Origin of the sequence: Arthrobacter dokdonellae (assembly GCF_003268655.1) — a bacterium.
GTDB classification, from domain to species: domain Bacteria; phylum Actinomycetota; class Actinomycetes; order Actinomycetales; family Micrococcaceae; genus Specibacter; species Specibacter dokdonellae.
On the sequence record NZ_CP029642.1, the window covers coordinates 3,075,097 to 3,097,024 of the forward strand.

Annotated in this window: 18 protein-coding genes; 10 read left to right on the forward strand and 8 right to left on the reverse strand. The window is 63.0% G+C overall.

Annotation, left to right across the window (positions count from 1 at the left end; translation table 11 throughout):
• Positions 1–493: 493 nt before the first annotated feature.
• Positions 494–1,288, reverse strand: coding sequence for an ArsR/SmtB family transcription factor (locus tag DMB86_RS13650; RefSeq protein ID WP_113718292.1), 795 nt, complete (start codon positions 1,286–1,288; stop codon positions 494–496).
• 101 nt (positions 1,289–1,389) lie between these two features.
• Between DMB86_RS13650 and DMB86_RS13655 the strand changes: the two genes are divergently transcribed.
• A complete protein-coding gene (locus DMB86_RS13655) occupies positions 1,390–2,274 on the forward strand; it encodes a VOC family protein (protein ID WP_113718293.1) in 885 nt (294 codons plus the stop codon).
• A 44-nt stretch (positions 2,275–2,318) separates the two neighbouring features.
• Here the strand turns inward: DMB86_RS13655 and DMB86_RS13660 are convergent, their stop codons facing one another.
• Entirely contained in the window at positions 2,319–2,555 is a 237-nt protein-coding gene (locus DMB86_RS13660) for a hypothetical protein (RefSeq protein ID WP_113718294.1), read from the reverse strand.
• A gap of 181 nt (positions 2,556–2,736) precedes the next feature.
• Between DMB86_RS13660 and DMB86_RS13665 the strand changes: the two genes are divergently transcribed.
• The 4 genes from DMB86_RS13665 (at position 2,737) to DMB86_RS13680 (ending at position 7,579) form a co-directional block, all read left to right on the forward strand.
• On the forward strand, positions 2,737–3,660 hold the full coding sequence (locus DMB86_RS13665; RefSeq protein ID WP_113718295.1) for a LysR family transcriptional regulator: 924 nt from the start codon (positions 2,737–2,739) through the stop codon (positions 3,658–3,660).
• A gap of 112 nt (positions 3,661–3,772) precedes the next feature.
• Entirely contained in the window at positions 3,773–4,870 is a 1,098-nt protein-coding gene (locus DMB86_RS13670) for a tartrate dehydrogenase (protein ID WP_113718296.1), read from the forward strand.
• 110 nt (positions 4,871–4,980) lie between these two features.
• Positions 4,981–6,429 (forward strand): C4-dicarboxylate transporter DctA, encoded by a 1,449-nt coding sequence (dctA, locus tag DMB86_RS13675; protein WP_113718297.1) that lies wholly within the window; start codon positions 4,981–4,983, stop codon positions 6,427–6,429.
• 1 nt (position 6,430) lies between these two features.
• Entirely contained in the window at positions 6,431–7,579 is a 1,149-nt protein-coding gene (locus DMB86_RS13680) for a glycerate kinase (RefSeq protein ID WP_227878377.1), read from the forward strand.
• A 583-nt stretch (positions 7,580–8,162) separates the two neighbouring features.
• Here the strand turns inward: DMB86_RS13680 and DMB86_RS13685 are convergent.
• On the reverse strand, positions 8,163–8,447 hold the full coding sequence (locus DMB86_RS13685) for a lipopolysaccharide assembly protein LapA domain-containing protein (protein ID WP_113718298.1): 285 nt from the start codon (positions 8,445–8,447) through the stop codon (positions 8,163–8,165).
• 468 nt (positions 8,448–8,915) lie between these two features.
• On the opposite strand from DMB86_RS13685, the gene DMB86_RS13690 reads away from it, so the two are divergent.
• The 3 genes from DMB86_RS13690 (at position 8,916) to DMB86_RS13700 (ending at position 11,876) form a co-directional block, all read left to right on the forward strand.
• A complete protein-coding gene (locus DMB86_RS13690; RefSeq protein ID WP_113718299.1) occupies positions 8,916–10,094 on the forward strand; it encodes a cation:proton antiporter domain-containing protein in 1,179 nt (392 codons plus the stop codon).
• A 69-nt stretch (positions 10,095–10,163) separates the two neighbouring features.
• Complete coding sequence (locus DMB86_RS13695; protein WP_113718300.1) at positions 10,164–10,370, forward strand: hypothetical protein; 207 nt, start codon at positions 10,164–10,166, stop codon at positions 10,368–10,370.
• Positions 10,371–10,484: 114 nt separating this feature from the next.
• On the forward strand, positions 10,485–11,876 hold the full coding sequence (locus tag DMB86_RS13700; RefSeq protein ID WP_113718301.1) for a DUF2254 domain-containing protein: 1,392 nt from the start codon (positions 10,485–10,487) through the stop codon (positions 11,874–11,876).
• Positions 11,877–12,273: 397 nt separating this feature from the next.
• Here DMB86_RS13700 and DMB86_RS13705 read toward each other — a convergent pair whose 3' ends face one another.
• The 5 genes from DMB86_RS13705 to DMB86_RS13725 all read right to left on the reverse strand — a co-directional run bounded on the left by DMB86_RS13705 (position 12,274) and on the right by DMB86_RS13725 (position 17,956).
• Positions 12,274–13,023, reverse strand: a complete 750-nt coding sequence (locus DMB86_RS13705; RefSeq protein ID WP_129545539.1) for a DUF6766 family protein — start codon at positions 13,021–13,023, stop codon at positions 12,274–12,276.
• Entirely contained in the window at positions 13,020–13,655 is a 636-nt protein-coding gene (locus tag DMB86_RS13710; protein ID WP_113718303.1) for a TetR/AcrR family transcriptional regulator, read from the reverse strand. Before DMB86_RS13710 ends, DMB86_RS13705 begins: the two co-directional genes overlap by 4 nt.
• A gap of 4 nt (positions 13,656–13,659) precedes the next feature.
• Positions 13,660–14,844, reverse strand: a complete 1,185-nt coding sequence (locus DMB86_RS13715; RefSeq protein WP_113718304.1) for an FAD-binding domain — start codon at positions 14,842–14,844, stop codon at positions 13,660–13,662.
• 370 nt (positions 14,845–15,214) lie between these two features.
• Positions 15,215–16,792: a phospholipase D family protein gene (locus tag DMB86_RS13720; protein ID WP_113718305.1), complete on the reverse strand. Its 1,578-nt coding sequence runs from the start codon at positions 16,790–16,792 to the stop codon at positions 15,215–15,217.
• 462 nt (positions 16,793–17,254) lie between these two features.
• Complete coding sequence (locus DMB86_RS13725; protein ID WP_113718306.1) at positions 17,255–17,956, reverse strand: TetR/AcrR family transcriptional regulator; 702 nt, start codon at positions 17,954–17,956, stop codon at positions 17,255–17,257.
• 37 nt (positions 17,957–17,993) lie between these two features.
• Between DMB86_RS13725 and DMB86_RS13730 the strand changes: the two genes are divergently transcribed.
• Both DMB86_RS13730 and DMB86_RS13735 read left to right on the forward strand, forming a co-directional pair.
• Positions 17,994–19,532, forward strand: coding sequence for an APC family permease (locus DMB86_RS13730; RefSeq protein WP_227878378.1), 1,539 nt, complete (start codon positions 17,994–17,996; stop codon positions 19,530–19,532).
• Positions 19,525–21,051 (forward strand): serine hydrolase domain-containing protein, encoded by a 1,527-nt coding sequence (locus DMB86_RS13735; RefSeq protein ID WP_113718308.1) that lies wholly within the window; start codon positions 19,525–19,527, stop codon positions 21,049–21,051. Before DMB86_RS13730 ends, DMB86_RS13735 begins: the two co-directional genes overlap by 8 nt.
• Positions 21,052–21,928 lie beyond the last annotated feature (877 nt).

A 21,928-nucleotide genomic window follows, 5' to 3' on the forward strand; every position in this document is an offset into this window, starting at 1 on the left:
GCCATCGACACCAGCCCCTCCGGCCCCGGCACCAGCGATCGGGAACTGCGTCGGGGAATGCATGGAAGGTTGTCCTGTGGGCGGTAGGGGTCAGCGGTCAATCCAGGCGTCAAGACTCACGACGTGGACTTCCGGTCTCGCTTGCTCCCGGACAGCGCGTGCCGCACCTATGCCTGGCTACGGACGGAGCGCTTTCGCCAGTGGCCAGCTACCGGCTTCCCCTGCCGCGTGAGCGCTTCCATTCCACCCACACTTCGCCAGCTTTGGCCTACACCTGGAAGTTTTTGCCTCATCGTTTGATGACGCTGGCGTTGTCCGGGAGAAGGCCCCAAATGAAGTTATCCGGTCACGCCCAAACGCCACAATGGAAAGCATCAGGCAGGCAGTCAACCCAGATCCACTAGAAATCCCGCTTCTTGATAGTGGGGGGAAGAACAGAGAGTTCAAGCGTTGCGGTGTGCGGCCAACCCCGGCCCTGGGATATCGTCGGAGATCAGTTTCTGCCGCGCATTTGGGCGTCCCGCACCTGGGCATGCATGTCCCAGGGTGCCTGCGGCAAAGTGTTGCCCGTCTCGAGCAGGGATTTGAGGTTGGAGCCAACAGCGGCCCAGCCGAGCGCTGCGGCATCTGCGTCTTCGGGTGTGGGAATGTTTTCGTGCACGATGGTGAGCTTGACGATCTCCTTGTATTCCTCGATGGTGAACGTGACTAGCGAACGAGCTTCGGTCCCGCCGGCCGGATCCTCGAAGGTGATCGCGAGTCGGGTGGGGCGTTCGCTTTCCACCACGCGGCCTACGACGTCGGCAATGCCGGAGCCGTCGGTGCGAACGTGCTTCCAAGGCTGCCCCGGCTCCCACGTGGAGACATTGCTATGTCCCCAGAACTGGGCCGTCAGTTCCTCGCTGGTCAGTGCGTCCCAGACGGTCATCGCCGATGCGCGGATGTAGGTGACGTAGACGTAATCAGGGCGTTTTGTCATAGCGGTTTCCTCTGCTCGTTTCATGATGGTGCTGACCGCATCCAACCGTGGCCGGTCGGACTTGCTGATCCAGCGTTCCTGGATCTCCTGGAGCGGCACCGGGTTGAGGTAGTGAAGCCGTTCCCGGCCACGCCGCACGACGGTGACCAGGGTCGCGTCCTCGAGAATCCCGAGATGTTGGGTGATGGACTGCCGCGCCAGGCCCAGGCCCTGGCACAGCTCCGACAATGTTTGGCCGTTCCGCCCACAGAGGCGGTCAAGGAGCGCGCGGCGCGTCGCATCTCCGAGAGCCCGGTACACATCGGTCATGGAACCATTATGCAGGTAAATACCTGCGTAACCAGCGGCGGATGGCCGTGTCATACTTTGGAGATCCCACCAGGATTTTGGATATTTAATGAGGAGAAATCATGCAACGAATCGTGCCCAACGTCTGGTGCCACGGCAACGCGGGCGACGTTGGCAGCTTCTACGCGGACGTACTGCCGGAGGCGTCAATGGAGGTGGTTGCGTCCTACCCGGAGGATGACCTGCCGGACTTCCAACGTGACCTGGCAGGACAGCCGCTGGTCGTGGATGTGAGCGTGGGCGGATACCGGATCCGCTTGATCAATGCCGGAGACGAGTTCCGGCCCACCCCCGCGTTGTCGTTCATCCTCAACTTCGACCCGGCGTTGTTCGACGGCGGCATTGATGAGGCGCGTGGTGGGATGGCCGCAGTGTGGGAGGCTTTCGCAGCGGGTGGGAAGGTTCGCATGGCCTTGGGCGAATACCCGCACAGCAAGCTTTACGGCTGGGTGGAGGACAAGTTTGGCGTGAACTGGCAATTGATGCTTGCCGCCCCGGGTGCTGAGCGGCGTCCCGCGGTGATCCCGCAGTTGCTGTTTACCGGGGCGGCCGCCCAGGCTCAACACGCCATGGACCTGTACACCGGCCTGTTTCCGGAGTCGGGACCGGGAATGATCGTTCCGAAGCCGGGAGAAGCCGGGGCCCTCCTCTTCGCGGAGTTCACCCTTGCCGGGCAGTGGTTCTCGGCGATGGATGGCGGCCCCGTACACGACTTCACATTTTCGCCGGGGCTCTCCCTGCAGGTCGACTGTGCCGACCAAGAGGCGATCGAGACCCTGTGGGCAGCACTGAGCTCCGTCCCCGAAGCTGAGCAGTGTGGCTGGTTGGTCGACCGGTTTGGGGTCAGCTGGCAGATCGTGCCGCAGGACATGGGCGAGCTACTCCAACATCCGGGCGCGTACCAAAGGATGCTCGCCATGAAGAAGATCGTCGTTGCCGAGTTATGAGTCGTGGCAGCTCCTGCAGATCGTCCCTTCGCAGATCATCAGGGTCAGTGCAAATCCACAGAGGTTTCATCCCGCGACGACGCAGTCCAGAATTGCTCGTTCACCCGGTTATTGCCGGTCAGCTTGACCGGGCCAATGTCGAACGCGACGTACCTGGTTCCATAACTGCTGGACACGGCGAAACCATAATCGAGGTGGAACCTCTTGCTCGCGCCCACATCCGCCACACCGCGCTGGAGCGCGATCGCATTGATCGGCGGGTCGCTAAATGACAAACGCATGGTCCAACCAAGAAGCCCGTTGCCGCAGCTGGGGTTAGCCGTTGCTCGTGGTCACCGCAAGTCAGGGAAGCGGGTGGCGTGGAAGCGGGGGCTCTGATCGGCGTAGGCTGTCTACGCTTCGCGTGGAGGGGTTCAGGACAGCCACTGTGACGACGTGAAAGCCTACGGTCAAGGAGCAAGCATGGATACGCGCAAGCTGAAGTATTTTCTCGCCGTGGTCGACCATGATGGTTTCAATCGCGCCGCGGAGCATTTGCTCATCGCCCAGCCGTCGCTTTCCCAGACTATTGCCGGCCTGGAGAAGGAACTGGGTGTGCCCCTCTTTCACCGTATCGGCCGTCGGGCGGTGCTTAGCGAAGCGGGCAGGGAACTCGTTGGCCCCGCCCGCTTAGTGATGCGGAATCTTGATGCCGCGCAGTCCGCGGTGCGGGCACTTCAGGGTGTGCGCAGTGGGAGGCTGGACATTGTCAGCATGCCCTCTCCGGGGATCGAGCCGTTGACGTCGCTGATTGCCAGCTTCACTGAATTACACCCGTCGGTCCGCCTCAATGTCAGCGCTGCATTCACTCCCGAAGAAGTTATCGAGTCTGTCCGGACCGGCAGTACCGAGATCGGCCTTGCCGGATCCCCGAACCCCATCCGGGTGCCGGGGGTTCAGGTTTTGGAGCTGGAGCGACAACCGCTGATACTCATCGTTAACCCGAAGGCTGATACTTTCGGTTCGACCGAATCGATCCGTCGTGAAGATCTGGGCGGTCATCGGTTGGTAGTGAGCCAGCGAGGTTCCCTGATGCGCTGGCTCGTAGATGATGCCATGGCGCGTGGCGTGGAGATAGAAATCGTCGTGGAGGTAGCGCACCGGACGTCGATCCTGCCCCTGGTCCTGGCCGGGGTGGGGCATGCGGTGATGCCGGCCGCCTGGGCACCGACTGCTCGCAAGGCAGGGCTGCAGACACTGCTGATCGAGCCCGTGTCCCACCTGGATGTGGCTATCCTGAGCCGGAAGGAAGACCTGACCCCAGCGGCACGGGCGTTCTTGAAGGTCGCGGAGCAGCATGTCGCACCCGAATCAGATGATCCTGGCTGGATCCGATTGATAGGCTGAACCTATTTTGGGGATCGGATCTTGGTCTTGGACGCCGGTTGGGCGCAGGCCTTCTACTTGAAGAGGAAGAGCAGTGTGACACTGCTAACACACTCATCGAGGAGGTAGGCACATGAATGCCACCCAGACATTTCGTATCGCTTCAATCCCCGCCGACGGCGTGGGCAAGGAAGTCGTCTCCGCCGGCCGCCGCGTCCTGGACGCCTTGGCGGTGAGTTCCGACGGCAAGTTTTCCTTCGAGTGGACCGAGTTCCCCTGGGGTTGCGGCTATTTCGCCACGACCGGCCAGATGATGGATCCGGAGGGTCTGGAAACTCTGAAGGATTTTGATGCCATCTACTTCGGCGCCGTTGGCTGGGAGAATGTCCCGGACCATGTCAGCCTTTGGGGCCTGCGGCTGAATATCACCCAGAATTTCGATCAGTGGGCCAATATCCGCCCCGTCAAGTTTCTGCCAGGGGTCCGGTCCCCGCTGCGCAAGGCCGATGACACCGAGCTTGACTGGGTGGTGGTACGTGAAAACAGTGAAGGCGAATACGCCGGCCTGGGTGGACGGAACCTCAGCGGCCGTGGGCCGGGAAACGAGGTCGCGCTGCAGACTGCGTTGTTCACGGAAAAGGGCTGTGAACGCATCATGAGGTTCGCCTTTGACCTGGCCCGCACCCGGACCGTGAAGAAGGTCTCCTCCGTGACCAAGTCCAATGCGCAGCAATACGGCATGGTGCTCTGGGACGACGTTTTCAAGCGCGTTTGCGTGGACTACCCGGACGTACAGACCGAAAGCGTGCTGGTGGACGCGATGAGCGCCAAGTTCATCCTCAAGCCCGAAGAACTCTCCGTAGTCGTGGCCTCCAACCTCAACGCTGACATCCTCTCCGACCTCGGCTCCGCCCTTGCCGGCAGCCTGGGCCTGGCGGCAAGTGCCAACCTGAACCCGGAACGCCGCTTTCCCAGCATGTTCGAACCCGTCCACGGTTCCGCCCCGGACATTGCGGGCCAAGGCATCAGCAACCCGATCGGCGCCATTGCCAGTGCCGCCCTGATGTTGGATCACTTCGGCCTGCATGAAGAAGCGCGCCGTGTCGAGGCCGCCATCGAACAGGCCACCGCAACCGGGCACCTGACCCGAGACGTCGGTGGCAACGCCACGACCGACGATGTCACCGAGGCGATCGTCGCCGCGCTTTCCCGGAGCCTGACCGCCGTCTAATCCGACCCTGCCCGTCTCCTTTCTCGGATGGACGGCGTCGTCCTTGGCGCCGTCCACCCGGATATTCTCTCTCCCTTGTACCAAACGATCTCCACAATGAGGTAGGAATCATGGATCGAATCACCCCCGCCGCCACGCCGGCAAAGACCCGCAAGCCCTGGTATCGCCAGCTGTATTTCTGGGTCCTGACCGCGATCGTCGTTGGCATCCTGTTGGGCTGGCTAGCCCCGAATGCCGGTCAGGCCATGAAGCCCATCGGCACGACGTTCGTCAATGCGATGAAGATGCTCATCGGCCCCATCGTATTTTTGACCATCGTGGGAGGCATCGCAAGCGTGGCCGACCTAAAAAAGGTAGGCCTCACGGGGCTGAAAGCCTTGGGGTATTTCCAGGTCGGCACCATTGTCGCATTGGGCTTGGGTTTGGTGGCCATCAACATCTTCCGCCTCGGCGACGGGGTGAACGCCGACTCCGGTGCCATCAAGGCCTCCGCTTCCGCAGGGCAACTGATCGCCAGTGGCGAACACCAGCAATGGTGGCAGTTCATCACCGACATCATCCCCACCAGCGTGGCCGGGCCCTTTGTTGAAGGCAACATCCTACAAATCATCTTCATGGCCGTCCTGTTCGGCGTGGCCCTGAACGCCCTGGGCGCAATCGGGGCACCGATCCTGGACGCCATCGAACGACTGACGAAAATTGTTTTCAAGGTCCTGAACTTCGTCATGAAGACAGCACCCCTGGGCGCCTTCGGGGCCATGGCCTACGCCGTGGGAGCATATGGCGTGTCCACCCTCACGAGCCTCGGCTGGCTGGTCCTGCTTTTCTACGGAACCTCGATCTTCTTCATCGTCGTGGTCCTGGGCAGCGTCATGGGCTTCCTGAAACTGAACATCTTCAAGATGCTGAGGTACTTCCGGGAAGAACTGCTGCTGATCGTGGGCACCTCCACCGCCGAGCCCGCCCTGCCGGGCCTGATGCGCAAGCTCGAGCACGCCGGCGTCAAGAAGGAGACCGTAGGGCTTGTCGTCCCCACCGGCTACAGCTTCAACCTCGACGGCGCCGCGATCTACCTGTCCCTGGCAGCTCTCTACATCGCCCAGGCAACCAACACCCACCTCTCGGTCGGCCAGCAGGTCGGACTGCTCGCCATCATGCTGCTGACCTCCAAAGGTGCGGCAGGAGTGGCCGGCGGCGGCTTCATCGCCCTGACCGCCACGCTGAGCACCATGGGAACCATCCCCGTCGTCGGCATCATGCTGATCTTCGGCATTGACAAGTTCATGTCCGAATGCCGCGCACTGGTCAACTTTTGCGGCAACGCCGTCGCCACGCTGTTCATCGCCTGGTGGGACCACTCCTTGGACGTGAACCGAGTCCGTCGCGTGTTCAACGGTGAGATCGTCGAACCCCGTCGTGACGAAGATCCCGTCGACGATGACCAAAGGGACTACGGCCGCTCCGATTCCGTGGACATCGCCCCCCGCCGTGCCGCCGCCCCGACCGACGACGACACGTCACCAAGCGACCGCGCGCACGCCTACTCGGAGACGGTCTGACATGCAGAAAAGCCTTGTGCCTGGAACCGTGCAAGTCCTCATCGCACCAGACAAGTTCAAAGGCAGCCTCACCGCCAGTGAAGTAGCCAATGCCCTCGCCACAGGGCTCCGCTCAGCCACCGGGACCGGGACGATTCGCTGCGACCTGCTACCGTTGGCCGACGGAGGTGACGGCAGTGTCGACGCCGCCGTCACCTCCGGCTTCACCCGGCACACTTGCACCGTCACCGGACCCACCGGCCAGCAACGCCACGCGGACATCGCGTTCGACGGCACCACCGCCGTCGTCGAAGTCGCCAACACCTGCGGCCTGACGCTCCTGCAGGACCATAAACTGGAACCACTGACCGCCTCCAGCCGCGGCTTCGGCGAAGCAATCCTGTTCGCACTGACCCTCAAACCTGCCAGGATTGTTCTGGCTCTGGGTGGCAGTGCCAGCACCGATGGCGGGATGGGGATGCTCACCGTCCTGGGCTACAGCTTCCACGACACCGACGACCACCAACTCCATGGCAGCGGCAGGACCCTGGGACAGATCCACACCATCCACCACACTCCACTTCCGGAACTGGACAACACCGAACTGATCGTTGCCAGCGACGTGCACAACCCGCTGCTCGGCAACGAAGGGGCCGCTGCCGTCTTCGGACCCCAAAAGGGCGCCGGAACCGACGACGTCGCCACCCTCGATCGTGGACTGCAACACCTCGTGGACACACTGGCCGAAGCCGGATTCACCGACGCGGCGGCGTTAGCCGGACATGAAGGCGCCGGAAGCGCTGGAGGAATCGGTTACGCCTGCCTGTTGCTCAAGGCACGGCAGGTCTCGGGGGCCGACTTCTTCCTGGACTTGCTGGACTTCAACGCCCGCAAGGATAACTGCGACGTCGTCATCACCGGTGAAGGCAGCCTCGATGAGCAGACCCTAGCCGGAAAACTCCCTGCCGCCCTCGCCCGGCGCGCAGGCAAACGACCAGTTATCGCCGTCGCCGGTCGATCACTGCTGTCCACGGAGCAGTCGGGGGAATTGTCCCTGGCGCGCGTCTACGCCCTGGCCGACTACACCACCAAGGACTCGTCAACAAATCCCGAACTTTCCGTCGCGCTGCTGCACAGAATCGGAAAAGACATCGGAGCTAGCATCCTCTGACGAAGCTGCGCATGGCATGGTCAAATGAGCTGCCGGTACACGCACGGGGTCGGCGCAGCGTTCGCCTAAAGTACGCCTGCACACTCATAATCGGCCAGTCGTCTCCAAGCGTCGGTCCGCCAAGGGATTCCCTGGAGACTGTAAGCAGCACGGCGCGTCAGATTCAATTTCCCGCCCTTGTAATTCAGTCATTTGGCCCTGAACCACCTGCCCCACGGCGGGCCGCAGCAGGGCCACTCAAAAGCGGTTGTCTTCCAGCCGGCCAGACGCCCACGTCGTCTCCGGGCGTGGGCAGTTAGGGCTCGTGGTGCTGGGCGATGTTGAGCACCGTTCCCTCGTAGAAGGCCCCCGCCTCCTCGAGGTCGGGCACCGTGAGGTCGGTGGTCACGCGGACGACGTGCAGGCGGTTCTCCAGTCGTTGATGTCTCTCAATCGTGCAGCACGGCCCTGGCGGGCTTCCATGACGGAGGACCCGGCCACCATGGCCCAACTCCGGCAGCCCACGCCGCCCGCTGCCCGAGGCGCCCGCTGCTTGGGCGCTTGTGGGAAACCGCGGGCAGGCCAGGCAGGGTCGGCACCGGGTTCACGGACCAGGTGTTGCCTCATGCCGTCCTGCTGCCGAAGGGCCCGACGGGTTCGACGGGATGGGCCGGCGGCGGCGTTGGTTTCTGAGCTGGAGAATCCGTGCCGTCCCGGAGATCGCGACCAACACCCCGCCGGCGACCGCTGCAATGAACAGCGCCATACCCAGGGAAAGCTCCGCGGCCGCACCAAAATAGTGCACTGTCACGCGATCTTGGTTCTGCAGGATGAAAATGATGAGCAAAATCAGAAGAACCAGTCCGGCGCTGACGGCGACCCAGATCATCCCGGAGCGCGTCACCTCGTCCTTGCCGTGCAGATCCGGCGACGTTTTCCGGGGAGGTCGTTTCGATCGGGACGAGGACGGCTTGCCCGCCGGGCGTGAAGCGGGGCGCGGGCCCGTCGATGGACCCGGGACTTGATCAGCGGCCACGTTTGTTCATCTCCTCAAACCAGAACAAGTTCTCCCTGCAGGACAGATATTTCACAGGCTACTCCTCCCCCGCCCCGGTGTCCCGGGCAGTCCATGGCTGCCCGGCCGACGGCGTCAGGGTCCGCCGCCGCCGCGCACGCCGGGTCGGCAGGGGGATGCTGTGCGGCACTGCCCGGAAGCCTTCCGCGACCAACCCGGCATGCCGGTTCCACAAGCGGCGACCGGCCCTGGATGAGGCTACCCATAGAATTAAACCGGTGAACGCGCAGGTACGGCGAATATCTGGTTTGCTGACGTGGCCCTCTACTCGCGGGAGTGACGATGGTTCCGATCCTGACGTTCGCCTTTGCGGTGCTGCTGCTGCTCGGTGTTCTCATATCCGAACGCGCCAGCCGCACGGTGCTTTCCACGGCTGTGCTGTTTCTTCTGGGCGGCTTCGTCCTGGGCCGCGGCGTCCTGGACGTCATCCCCATGGAACCCGGGGACCCCGCCGTCGGAATCCTGGCCCAATTGGCACTCTTCTCCGTCCTGTTTACCGACGGCATGAAAGTCGGGCTCTCAGACCTTCGCCGTGCCTGGCGCTTGCCGGGGCGGGCGCTGCTGTTCGGGCTCCCACTGACCCTCCTCATCACGGCATTGCTGGCCCATTACATTGTGGGCCTGCCCTGGGTGCCGGCCTTCCTCCTGGGGGCCGTGCTGGCACCCACCGATCCGGTCTTCGCGGCCGCCATTGTGGGGCGCAAGGAAGTCCCGGGACGATTGCGTCATCTTCTCAATGTCGAGTCAGGGCTCAATGACGGACTGGCCCTGCCCATCGTGCTGGTGCTGCTGGCCGTCTCCGGCGGCACGGACAGCGGAATCGGTGTCCTCGTTGCCGAGATAGGCCTGGGCGTCGGTGTCGGCGTTGCCATCCCCCTGGCAGTCATTGGCCTGGAGCGACTGCCGTTCCTGAAAGCAACCAAGGGCCTTCAACCCCTTGTAACCGTGTCCATCGGCCTGCTCGTCCTCGCCATCTGCCTGGTCACCGGGGCAAACCTCTTTCTCGCCGCCTTCGCAGCAGGCATCACCGTCGCCACCGCAGGACCTGGTTTCCGGAAGGAATTCGAGGCATTCGGCGAACTGGTCTCGGAACTGCTCAAGCTCGCTGCCATCCTCGTCTTCGGCGCGCTCATCACCCCCACCTTCCTGTTCAATGAGATCACCGGGTCAGGGTGGGCCTTTGCCGTGCTGGCCATCCTCGCGGCCCGTCCGCTGGCCCTGTTCATCTCCTTCCTGGGCACCCGGCTGGCCATTAAGGAACAACTCGCAGCCATGTGGTTTGGGCCCAAAGGCTTCGCCTCCGTCGTCTACGGAATTCTCGTGCTTGAATCGGGCACCCCGCATGCCAACGAGCTCTTCCACCTCATAGCCTTGGTCATCGTGCTGTCCATCCTCGCCCATTCCTCCACAGACGTCCTCGTCGCCAAACGGTTTCAAGCCCCTGCTCCCCCAACACCCTAGCCACCGGTACCCTCATCTGGAGGGTACCGGTGTCCGCGCGGATAATTTAATGGATAAAGCTTCACCCCCGTGGTCTACGGGGTGATCGTCCTGCGGGCCGCCCGCTTCAACGAGCTCGACCACCTCATGGCCCTGGTCGTCGGGCTCTCCATCCTGGACCGTTCCTTCACCGTCATCCTCAGCGAGAACGGCGCAGGACGAAATTCCGACGTTTATCGCCGCTTCCGCCTCCACGCAGACGTCAGGACCCGCACTGCGTCATGGACAACACCGTGAGGTTGACGAAGCTGTCCGTGGTAGCCTCACAAAAAATGCACCAGACATTCGACAGCGCTGGGGAATAATTGAGCACCACAAGGGCCTCAGCTCAATGGATAAGGACGGGCTTCCTTGAACGGTTCCATTCATAAAGGACTCCACGTCGCACGAGATGCATTCCGTGCGCAGTTATGGCCGCTCCCGATCGCGGGTGTCGTGCTCGCCGTGCTCGCTGGCGTCCTTCTGCCACATCTCGATGCCCATGTCGACGGCGACCTGCCCGGCTGGCTGGATGCGCTCGTGTTCTCCGGTGACCCTGGCGCGTCACGCACCGTGCTTGACGCTGTCGCAGGTTCACTAATCACCGTAACGGCGCTGACGTTCTCACTAACCGTGGTGACACTGCAGCTGGCAAGCAGCCAGTTCTCTCCGCGCCTGCTTCGCAACTTCACCCAAGATCTTTTCGTCCAGGTCACACTCGCACTCTTCCTGGCCACTTTCACCTACTCGCTCACGGTGCTTCGGGTCGTGCGCTCAAGCGGCGAGAGTGCCAGTGCTGGTTTTGTTCCGCGCCTCGCGGTCACAACCTCTTTCCTCCTGGCTTTGGCGAGCGTCGTTGGCCTCGTGCTTTTCTTGGCGCATTTGACCCGCCAGATCCGCGTCGAGACGATGTTAAGCAATGTGCACATGGACGCCAGTCTCACGGCGTCGACGAATCTCCCCAATCTCGATGCCGGCAGCCCACCCGCGCCCCAGCCACCGTCGCAGCCCGCCATGGTGTCCGTCGCTTCTTCCGGTTTCCTGGTGCGTGTCGATCAAGGAAAACTTCTACATCTTGCCGACAGCATCGATGCCGTAATCTCCTTATACCGTGAGCCCGGCGAATTCCTCCTTGGCGGAACCCCACTTGCTTCCTACTGGCCACGCGGGGAAGGGAGCATCACCGATCCGGACGATGTCGCAAAATTGCGAAAAGGGATACACGATGCTGTATCGACAGGCCCGGAGCGCACGGCCGCCCAGGACGTAGGCTACGGGTTGCGTCAACTTACCGACGTGGTGAACAAGGCGTTGTCCCCAGGCATCAACGATCCCACAACTGCGGTCCATGCCCTGGGCCACACAGCGGCCTTGCTTGCTGAGTTGATGGGATATCAGCTCGGTGCGACTACCCTAACCAACGATAACGATGTGCCACGGGTAATTCTCGCCAGGCCGACCTTTGCGGAGTATCTTGATTCTGCGATCACGCAGCCGAGGAAGTACGGAACATCGGATCCGATGGTGGCGTCCAGTCTCTACCAATTGCTTTGGGGCCTTGCCTGCAATGCGCCATCCCAGCATCATCCGGCCATCGCGGACCAGCTGGAGCGACTGCAGAAATCAGTCGCCCGGCAAGCCTTCGACAATGTGGAACAGGGGAACTTCGCCAGGTGGCATCGTAAGGTGCTCGCGGCACTCCTCCGTCAGCAGGACGGCGATGATGGCGACCCAACGACCGAGGTCCCTGCGCCAGGTTCATGAAATACAAAAGCCAAACCCGCTTGCTGGACATCTGACCGGTTGGACCAACTCGTGGCGTTCTACGCGGCTGCGGCATTGTGAGCGGCTCTGGGAAAGTGCCCACGGGCGGCCAGCGGGCCACCCAATGGCCACCAAGCGTGCCCGCTGCCGGGCAGCCAGGCTGATCCTTGCCGGTTGCGCCGCCGGAGTACGGGGGCCGCGGGCCTCGACAAACCTACGCCCGTGCTGGAAGGGCGAAAAAGGTCAGTCTCGGGACGACGGCAGGCGCAGCCACAGAAGCTTTGATAAGCATTACAGGCCCGGGCATGAATGGATCATAGGCACACCGCCGCCTCTGCAACTGCAGCCGCAGAGGTCCGCTGAGAGCGCTTCACGAAGGCGGCCTCGCGGCGGGGGTCTAATCGTTGGTTTCGCCGGTCTCCGTGTCGCTCGCCGACAATAGTTTGGACTCCGCGGACCGTTGCTCGCGCAAGAAGATGCTGAACACCAGGAAAAACAGGATGGCAATGAACTCGGCTTCCCAAGTTTGGAAGTTCTCGAACCAGAAGCGCGCTGAGACAAGGTAGAGTCCCAGCCCGATTGCCGGTTCGTTCGAGAGGGCACGCTCCTCGTTGAACGCGCTTATCCCTGCGAACACATGGAGCACGAATGCCGCCACGAAACACACGACCAACGCGACGGACAACGAGTGCCGCCGCAGCCACGGTAAACGGTGCTCGTCAGCGGCTTCTTCCGCGTTGTTGGGGGCACCACCGTGCTGTTCGTCCTTCTTCGGATCACGTGAGTGCGAGGCTCCGATCTGATGCAGGATCCCGCCGGCAAGAACCAGAACGGCCAGCTGCAGCAGGGCCGCCTGCCAGTTGACGAACATGGCGTTGAGAAACGTGCCACTGCCCAGCCAGGCTCCGAACCCGATCGCGCTCTTCCCGTGTGATGCCAGCGTCTGGTTGTCATCCATGTAGCCCACCAGGACCTGACCTGCCAGGAACACGACGAACAGTCCGGCGAAAAGCACGGACAGGCTGTTCTCGTAGAGAAACTTCCTCAAAGCACGCATCGCACCCCTTTCCGACCTGTCGCCATCGTAGCCGGGGCATGGCTGTGATGGCCACGGGGACGCCGCGCCGGTGGCGGCCGGCGTGGTCATGGAAGGCCATCCCTTCGGGGACCGACTGCTCCCCTGATCATGCTCATCAGCGATGCGATCAGGCCCGGAAGCGCGTCATCGTCGGCCCGCTGGGACATGAGCCAGACATCCATTGCCTGGCCCATGCCCATCGCGACCGCGATCAGCAGGGTGGGTGGGACGTCGTCGCGCACCGCTCCCACCTGTTGCCCGGTGGCGAGCACCTGCGCGATCCACGGGAGGGATGACTGCTCCAGTTCCTCCTGCGCCTTCCGTGAGGCGGGGCTCTTCGCCGCGGCAGCCCAGCCGCGCAGCATGGCGGCCAACTGCGGTGAGGCAACGAGTGCCCGCATCAGCCGGAGGTAGTAGTCGCCCAGAACCGACCAGAAAGCGTCGGCATCCCCTACACCCAGGTCGGGCAGCGGGCCGGCCTGGGCGAACAGCCTGGCCAGGCCGAGGTGCGCGACATAGGCGTAGAGATCCTCCTTCCCGTCGAAGTAGTAGTACATCGACCCCTTGGAGATTCCGGCGGCATCGATGACCCGGTTGAGCGAGGCGTCGTGAAATCCGTGCGCCGCGAACTCGTCGAGGGCCGCCTGCACGATCGCCTGTCGCTGCTGCGCAGGCAATTTCGTGAAACGGGGGCGAACCATTCGGTCAGCGCCCCGAGTTCTGTTCCGGGAAGGACGGGAGTTCGACGCGGTCGTGGAAGCTCCTGCCCATCGCGATGTCGGCAATCTTGGGAAGCCCCATCATCTTCAACACCGTATTCCTGACGAAAAGCTGGAACTTGTTCTTCGGGGCGAAGGCCAGGCCCAAGCCCTGGGCGGCATCCTGCTTGGAGCGTATCAGCGGGGCCAGCCGCTCCTGGTAGCGGGCGAACGCCTCGCGGTGGTCGCTGGTTCGTGCCAGTTCCGCCGCCAGCGTGTACGCCTCCACCATGGCCAGTGCCGAGCCTTGTCCGGCAAGGAATGACGGGCACGCGCCGGCATCGCCCACCAAGGCGATGCGGCCCCTCGACCACGACGGCATCTGGATCTGGCTCACCGAGTCGAAGTAGAAGTTCTTCGCGTTGGGCATGGCGGCCAGCATCTCGGGAACCTCCCACCCCTTGCCGCCCAGCTTCTCCCGTAGCAAGCTCTCCTGCGCCCCGCGCCCGGCCGGGACGTCGCCGTCGTGCCGCAGGCTGAACAGGAGCAGCGTCGCATCGTCGCGAAACGAGAGTCGGATCGCCTGAAAGCCAACCTGGGCGTACATCATCGCGACGAGCTCGTCCCGTTCCGGATACCGCTCCGCATCGAACGCGGCCACCACCATGCCCAGATACTTCTCGAATTGCTCATCCGGTCCGAATGCGAGCCTGCGCACCCGCGAGTGCAGGCCATCCGCGCCGATGACGAGATCGAAATCGCGGGTGCTCCCGCTCTCGAAGGTGACCCGGACGCGCTCACCGTCGTCGGCGAGGTCTTGCACGGTGTCGCTGAGCATCAGCTCCACCGCGCCGCCGAGGGAGTCGTAGATGACCGCGGCGAGGTCAGTACGCGCAATGCTCAGATACCGCTTGTTCGACTCGATCACGGCCTCGGGGTTGAACGACGCGATCTGGCGGCCGTTCCGATCGATCGCTCGCGCCTCGGTGAACACGAAGCCGCGGGTGCGCAGCTCGGGCACGATGCCCATCCGCTGCGCCACGTCGAAGCCGGCGCCCCAAAAATCGATCAGGTAACCGCCGGTGCGCAACTGGGGGGCGTGTTCCACGATGGTGACCTCGTGGCCGGACTTGTTGAGCCAGAATGCCAGCGTCGGGCCGGCGATCCCGGCTCCAACGATCAAGACCTTCATGATGAAACCTCGATCCAACTCCGTTTAGACCACCAGTCTAAACCTGTGGTCTTAAATAGTCACTGAAGGAAAAATGGGGGACGACGACTCCGACGGAGCAAGTCCCCAGTGGCATCCCCTATATTGGTCGCCGGCGTCTAAGGAGGAGGCTTTGGATAGCATGTGTGGGTTGCTCCGGCAGCGCTCGCGGGTGGATCGGGCAGCGCTTTCGGCTGTGGCGGGTGAGGATGGCTTTCACCCCCGACATTGGGGTCGTGGCTGAGGCAAGGAAACCGACTGTTATGGCTGATCACCGGCACATCATGTCCCTGCTCGTGCGGGGCCATTCGTACGGCGATGTCGAGCCGCTGGCGGGTTCCGGGACCCCTGCCTAGAACTCGGCTGTGCCGCGGAGGCGGCGGGGTCGGCCGTCGGGGTCTACCACGAAGCGGCTCAGCGGGTCGGCCCACAGGCGCTGCAGGGGCGGAACAGGTTCGGGGACGTGGTGCCGAACCCGACCGGCGGGGCGCGGCGAGCGGCCGCCCGTCTCGTGCCACCGGTCGAGGGCGTCGGCGCTGGACTTCCAGAGTCTGAGTGCCGAGGCCGGGTCCTGCAACCGTGGATCGTCCTGGTCGAGACCCAGGTGTTCGGCCCAGAGTTCGCGTCGCAGTGCGTGCGCCAAGGATGTGGCCGCATCGTGATTGGTATCCACCACGGCGCAGGTGAGCTCGCTGTCCGTGGTCCAGGATCGGCGGTTGAAATTGTCCGAGCCGCAGGTAAACCAGGTGTCGTCGATGATGCAGAGCTTGGCATGGACGTAGATCGGGGTTCCGGAACTGTTTTCGACGTCGAAGACGCCCACCCTGTCGGGCGCAGCATCGCGGAGCAGCTTGAGGGCGCGCAGTTGACCAAGCCGCATGGGCGGACCTTTGAGAGCGCCGTCCGAGTCGGGTGTGCGGGGCACCACGGCGATGACGTTCAACTCGGGATTTTGCTCGAGGGCCAAGGCGATTCCTGCCGCGACGTCCGTTGCCCAGAGGTACTGGTCCTCGATGTAGATCAGGGACCGGGCGCGGGCAAAAGCCTTCGTGTAGGCGCGGGCGATGCTGCGTTCCCCCTCGGGCGCGAACGGGAACGGGGGACGCTTGACCCCATACGTGCGCAACAGTTGCACGGCATGCGGACCCGCCGGCGGTGGCGGAGGTGCCGACTCGGGCAGCGGCTTGGGGTGGCGCGGCATCCGGGCGAGGCGTTGTAGCAGCATCCGATAGGGAGTGCGCCGGTCCAGGGGGTGGGGATCGTTCCATCGTTCAGCGAATACAGCCAGGACATCCGCCACCACGGGGCCGTGCAGCTCGAGCGTGGCATCGTGCCACGGGGGCCGCGTCCCGTAGTGGGAATCCATACTCACCGCCTGCGGGTCTCCCGAGTGCTCCGCATCGTCCCGACGGCTGTGCGAAAGGTCGATCCCGCCAACAAAGGCCACATCCCTCGAGGGGTTGTTGCGGTGACGGATGACGACCAGCTTTTGGTGATGGGAACCAAACAGCCGGACCCGCTGATCCAGCAGAACTTCGCCGCCGGCGTCGTTGATCTGACGGCTCAGCACCTCGTTCGCCCGGCCGCTGATGGGGGCCGAAACGCGCTCCCCGTGCGATCTCCAGACAAGGCCGCGCACTTCCACGCCCGCGCGGGCCAAGCCAGCGAGCAGTTCCCCGATCGACGGCCCGCCCGGCAGCAGCCGCTCGTTGGCGTCGCCGCGCCAATCGGTGAACCAGACCCGGTCACCCGCCCGCAGGACCGACAGCTCCTCATGCAGCCGCGCAAAGTACACCGCTCCATGGATCAAGGGGCGCACAAGGTTGCCCTCCGACCACGACGGCGATCCGGCATCGCCGGCATGCACCTGCGTGGCCAGGTTTCCCCGCTCATCGCGGCTCAGAAACCACGAAACGGCGTCACTGTCCATGCAGCATTCCTTCCGCGCCGTGGTCAAGCGGCCCATGTCTGATCCCCAAGATAGCCTACGGCCGCGTGTCCCCCCTATCACCAAGCGTCTCTGACGCGCCGCGCCCCGCGGACGGTGCCGTTCTCGGTGGCTGGGCCGCGGCGCGGCCTGGTCATGTTGTGCTGCCAGTCATGCGGCTTGGCAGTAGGTGGTCTAACGGGCGATTTCCGGCGTGGAGGTACCATCCTGCCTTGATGCCCCTGGTGTGTGCGACCGTGTGGAGCCCTGGTCCAGACTTTGCATCGGTCCCGACTTCGCATCACAGCGGGTACTACACTCACGGCCAGCGGAACGTCGATTCCGTGCCCCACCCTCCGGCACGGGCGCACCGGGCAGGAAAACCGCCTCCGCCGCCAACACCGTCGGGGCGAGGCGGTACCGGCGGCGCCCCTGCAAACTGCCGGACGATACGACGCGTGCCGGCTACTGGCGATTGCCGGTTTTCTCTTCTCGAACCCTTTCCTCGATCGCATCCAGGAGAAGGCCCATTCCGAAGTCAAACAATTTATCCGTATCGGGGTACAGAGATCCGGATGCAGCACTGGATGCGGGGAATAATGCCGGATCCAACGCTGAGTAGATGCGCCGTTGTTCGTCTCGAAGGCTTGGTGTGGTCATCCATGGCGAAAGTGCCGCTACCAGTCCGTACCCAACGGTGTGGTTGTAAATGGCCTGGTGAAACAATCCAATGTCAGCGGACGGCACGCCCGCGCGCCGCAGCTCATGGACTGTCCATTCCGTCAAAGCGAAGAGTCTCGGCTGGTCATCGGCTTGGCCGGCCATCGCCTCAGCGAGACCAACGTGGCGCCGATAGATATCGAACCATGCCCGCATCAACGTGGTCAGGTTTTCACGCCAAGGCCGGCCTGGGTCTGGCTCCGGGACATCGGCGAAGAGGAGATCGATCAGTGCGGACAGTAAATCCATTTTGTTTTTGAAATGACGGTACATGGCTGTCGAATCAACGCCGAGCTCCCTTCCGAGGCGGCGGAGCGTGAGGGCACCGAGGCCTTCCCTGTCGCACAGGTCCCGAGATGCCTCAAGTATCATGTCGCGGTCCAGGCGCGCGTGGTGCGCCGGGACAGCGTCGTGAATCGCATCGTCGTAAAGTCGAGATTGAACCATCACGTCATCGTCTCACAACAACCAACCGAAAATAATTGTGTCAACACTGTTGACATCAGCGTGGACTTTGGCATTAGCTTACGTATGTGATTTTACGGCACTCACGCCGCCCGCAATGGAGGACATCGTGACACGCACTGAGATCGGCGGGAACGCGGGACGCCGAGCCTACAAGCAGGAACTCCACCGGTCCCTTGGGCTCTGGGAGAATATTTCGCTTGTGGTCTCAGCCGTGACGCCGGCCACTGGGGCCTTCATCATTGCGCCGGTCCTGTTCACGTTGACCGGCACTGGGGCTCCTTTGACATTCGTTATCGCCGCCGTCATGGGGCTGGCGCTGGCCTTTTGTTGGGCCGAGTTGGGCTGTGCCTATCCGATTGCCGGTGGCGACTACACGTTCGTCGCCCGAATCCTGGGCCGTCCCGCCGGATTCGTGTCACTCATCTTGAGCGGGCCGGTCCAGGCCGTCTTGATCCCGGCCGTCGTCGCCCTCGGAATCGGGCAGTATGTAGGGGTCATCCTCAACGTCAACACCAATATTCTGGCCGCCGTCATCATCCTGCTGGGCGCGGCAGTGGCGATCTTGGGTGTCCGACTCAGCGCAATTGCCGTCGGGGTACTCCTGGCCATAGAACTACTGGCCGTAGTGTTTGTCGGCGTCCTGGGTCTGTTTCATGTCCAGCGCCCCATAAGCACGCTCTTTCAGCCGCTCATCACGGATTCGGATGGCGCCACCCATTCGTTGACCATGGGCGCCCTTGTTGCCGGCATTGCCGTTGCAAGCTTTGCCTACAACGGATTCCAAGGCGCACTGCTCTACTCCGAAGAAACCACCGGGAGCCGGCGGAACGTGGCGCGTTCGGTCTTCATCGCATTGGGCGTCGCTGTCGCGTGCGAGGTGCTTCCGGTTTCCATGGCAATCCTTTCCTCACCATCGTTGGCGGACCTCTCTGCCAGCCCGAATGCGTGGCAGTATTTTCTAACGTCAATTGGTGGGGACGCCTTTAACACCATCATCAGCCTTGGCATAGCCATTGCCGTCCTCAATGCCGTGGTGGCTCTGATGCCCTTCTTCGCACGAATTCTCTACAGTTCCGGGCGGGACATGGCCTGGCCGGCGCCCATGAGCAAAGCCCTTGCGTCAGTCCATCCGCGATGGGGCACCCCCTGGATATCAACGATCGTAGTCGGCGCAGCAGGTGCGGTTCTTGTGCTTTTCACAGATGTGGCCACATTGAGCACCTGCGTCGGGGCCGTTCTGTGCGTGGAGTTTATCCTTGTCGCCGCATCCGCGATCCTGAGCCGCCTTAAAGACAAGTCTATGGACCGACCCTACCGGATGCCTCTTTGGCCGGCTGCCCCGATAGTGGCGATCGTCATGTCCGTCGTTGTACTCACACAGCAAACCTCAAGCGACCTTCTGGTCGCCGGTGGCATCGTCGTCGTCTCACTTGCCTATTACCTCGTGTACCTTCGTCCCCGCCGGCACACGCACATGCTGATGCTGGACCCGGTTCGGCCCGTCGAGGCAATCTCACAGCGACGTCATCCGGCGGGCGCCGACGTCAATGAGTAACGCACAAGCGATGGCTTCCAGGGAACGCCGCCTCGACTACTCACATGTTGACGAGCCATTCCGGCAGGTTGCCCGTGAGATCGCTGCCGGCTCCGACGGGAGCCCGGCACTGGCCTGGGCTGTAGTTAGACAGGGCAAAATGGCCCATTTCTCGTCAATGGGAGAACCCGAACTAGGCCGCGGGCATCGACCCGGCGCCAATACGGTTTTTCGGATCGCGTCACTATCAAAGAGTTTTGCTGCCGCGACGACGCTGCTCCTGCAACGCGAAGGACTGCTGGACCTCGACGCGCCAGTCTGCAGCTACCTCCCGGGACTGGCAGACGAAGGACCGGCAGGGAGGTTGCCCACCCTCCACGACGTTTTGTCCATGAGCGCCGGCTTCCCGTCCGATGATGCCTGGGCAGACCGTCAGGAGTCGATGACAACCGAGGACTTCGACGCCTTGTTGGCTGCCGGAACCGTGAGGGCTACACGTCCAGGACAAGCCTTCCAGTATTCAAATTTAAGCTACGCGATGATTGGGCGGATCATCGAGACGGTGACTGGAGAACCTTACCCAGAGGTGGTCACGGCCCTCTTGTTCCGGCCGTTGGGGCTAAATTCCACGACCTTTGATTACCGCAACGTTCCTCGCGCCAGCTTGGCCAACGGGTACCAGCTCGCTGGACGAAAATGGCATTTGCAAGAAATGACCGCACCCGGCAGCTTTTCCGCCATTGGCGGGATTCTGAGCAACCTTTCCGACATGAGTAAGTGGGTCGGCACTTTGGCCGGGGCCACCAGCAGCTCGGCAGACGACGGGCACCTGCCCTCCGAGCTGCGGCGCCGAATGCAACAGCCAGTCGCACCGCTTCCCTTGGCCATCGACACAGCCACAGGCCTCCTCCGGTCAAGGGACTTCCCCTGGGGCCCATCCGGTTACGGACTCGGGCTCTTCATTGAACAAGACCCAGACTTCGGACCAATTAGTCACCACGTGGGCGGCTATCCCGGATACGGAGCCCACATGTGCTGGCACCAGGCATCCGGAATAGGGGTCATTGCGTTTGGCGGCAGCACCTATGCCCCTGTCAGCGCCCCGGCGATCCAGGCCCTCAAGTCCCTTCTCGATCAATCGGCAGATATGACTAGTGCTACCGACAGTATTGACGGCGTCCTTGCGGCGATAAGGTCATTCATTCTCCACGGCAACGTCACCGACGGCGCCTACGCCCCATGTGTCGCCCTCGACCGGTCGTGGCGGGAGCGGCGAGGTGACCTGGCCGGCATGAAGGAACAAGTGGGCCCGCTGGTTCCCGACGACATCCGCGTCGCCGTCCTCGACAACTCCCATGTGAAAGTCAACTTCCATGGGCCCGGAGGCACACTTACGGCCGAGGTTCGACTCACCCCCACACGTCTGCGCCAAGTCCAGGAACTCAGTTTGGAGACCCAACCCGAAGCGCGGTGCTCGCACGCTCCGGCGCTCCGCGGACGCGCCTTCCAAACCATGCCCATCTCAAACCGCGAGCCGTAGCCGCCCCGAACCTGCCTGGAGACGAAGGACTATTGGGGGTCCTTCGTCTCCAGAGCACTTTATTCAATGATTTTTTGGCCGACATCAGAAGTTGTCCGAAGTTGGTCCCGGCAGTCTACGTAGTTGGACGACAGTGTGTCGACGGGCGCGGCCCTGCCTCCGACCCGCGCGGCGGAGGGTGAACCTGAGATTCATGGCGTAACGAAGGATCCGTTTCCCGTCGCGTGGGTCCTGTCCGTTCCTCCAGGACCGCCGGGCTTCGCTGCATCCTCTGACACCTACGGCCAGCATGGATGTGCACGGCGTTCGTCGGTGATGTACTATCTACGAAGAAGCCCTACCGGATCGTCCCCCAATAGACCCGGTAGGGCTTTGTCATGGCCTTGGCGGCCGCCACTGGCCCGGGCGATTGTCGGCTGCGCCGAGGCTCAGGCCCTTCGCGCGGCATCATCGGGGCAGGCGTGTTGCCGGCGCTGTCCCCAGCCACTGGCGGGGAAGCTTTCTCGGATGTAGGGCGGCTCCGCAACCAGCCGGAAGCCTGGGTCTTATCGGCTCCGACCCGAAGATCGGCCGGCTCTTCCAGGCCCTGCGAACGGGTCCAACCTGCCAAGGCGCTGTCGGCGATCAGCACTTCCCGGGTCGCGACCCACGTCTGGGCGCACGCCGGGCAAGACCCGCCGCTGCACGGCGCCGGCACGGAAAATCCGCTGGTGATTGACATTGGCGCGGCCCTGCCAAATTCCCATTCGAGACGAGCGGCGCCCGGCCGGGCGCCGTGGAGGCGCAGCTGCCATGAGTAGGCCCTCCGGTACCCGCACGATCGGCCCAGTGGACCGTCAGGTGACCAAGGATTTCCGACAGGACCGAGGACACGGTC

Bases quoted from the DNA above. Each gene is read 5' to 3' on its own strand.
- DMB86_RS13650 (WP_113718292.1), bottom strand. From the start codon at position 1,288: ATGACCGATGTGTACCGGGCTCTCGGAGATGCGACGCGCCGCGCGCTC.
- DMB86_RS13655 (WP_113718293.1), top strand. From the start codon at position 1,390: ATGCAACGAATCGTGCCCAACGTCTGGTGCCACGGCAACGCGGGCGAC.
- DMB86_RS13660 (WP_113718294.1), bottom strand. From the start codon at position 2,555: ATGCGTTTGTCATTTAGCGACCCGCCGATCAATGCGATCGCGCTCCAG.
- DMB86_RS13665 (WP_113718295.1), top strand. From the start codon at position 2,737: ATGGATACGCGCAAGCTGAAGTATTTTCTCGCCGTGGTCGACCATGAT.
- DMB86_RS13670 (WP_113718296.1), top strand. From the start codon at position 3,773: ATGAATGCCACCCAGACATTTCGTATCGCTTCAATCCCCGCCGACGGC.
- dctA (WP_113718297.1), top strand. From the start codon at position 4,981: ATGGATCGAATCACCCCCGCCGCCACGCCGGCAAAGACCCGCAAGCCC.
- DMB86_RS13680 (WP_227878377.1), top strand. From the start codon at position 6,431: ATGCAGAAAAGCCTTGTGCCTGGAACCGTGCAAGTCCTCATCGCACCA.
- DMB86_RS13685 (WP_113718298.1), bottom strand. From the start codon at position 8,447: ATGATCTGGGTCGCCGTCAGCGCCGGACTGGTTCTTCTGATTTTGCTC.
- DMB86_RS13690 (WP_113718299.1), top strand. From the start codon at position 8,916: ATGGTTCCGATCCTGACGTTCGCCTTTGCGGTGCTGCTGCTGCTCGGT.
- DMB86_RS13705 (WP_129545539.1), bottom strand. From the start codon at position 13,023: ATGACCACGCCGGCCGCCACCGGCGCGGCGTCCCCGTGGCCATCACAG.
- DMB86_RS13710 (WP_113718303.1), bottom strand. From the start codon at position 13,655: ATGGTTCGCCCCCGTTTCACGAAATTGCCTGCGCAGCAGCGACAGGCG.
- DMB86_RS13715 (WP_113718304.1), bottom strand. From the start codon at position 14,844: ATGAAGGTCTTGATCGTTGGAGCCGGGATCGCCGGCCCGACGCTGGCA.
- DMB86_RS13720 (WP_113718305.1), bottom strand. From the start codon at position 16,792: ATGGACAGTGACGCCGTTTCGTGGTTTCTGAGCCGCGATGAGCGGGGA.
- DMB86_RS13725 (WP_113718306.1), bottom strand. From the start codon at position 17,956: ATGGTTCAATCTCGACTTTACGACGATGCGATTCACGACGCTGTCCCG.
- DMB86_RS13735 (WP_113718308.1), top strand. From the start codon at position 19,525: ATGAGTAACGCACAAGCGATGGCTTCCAGGGAACGCCGCCTCGACTAC.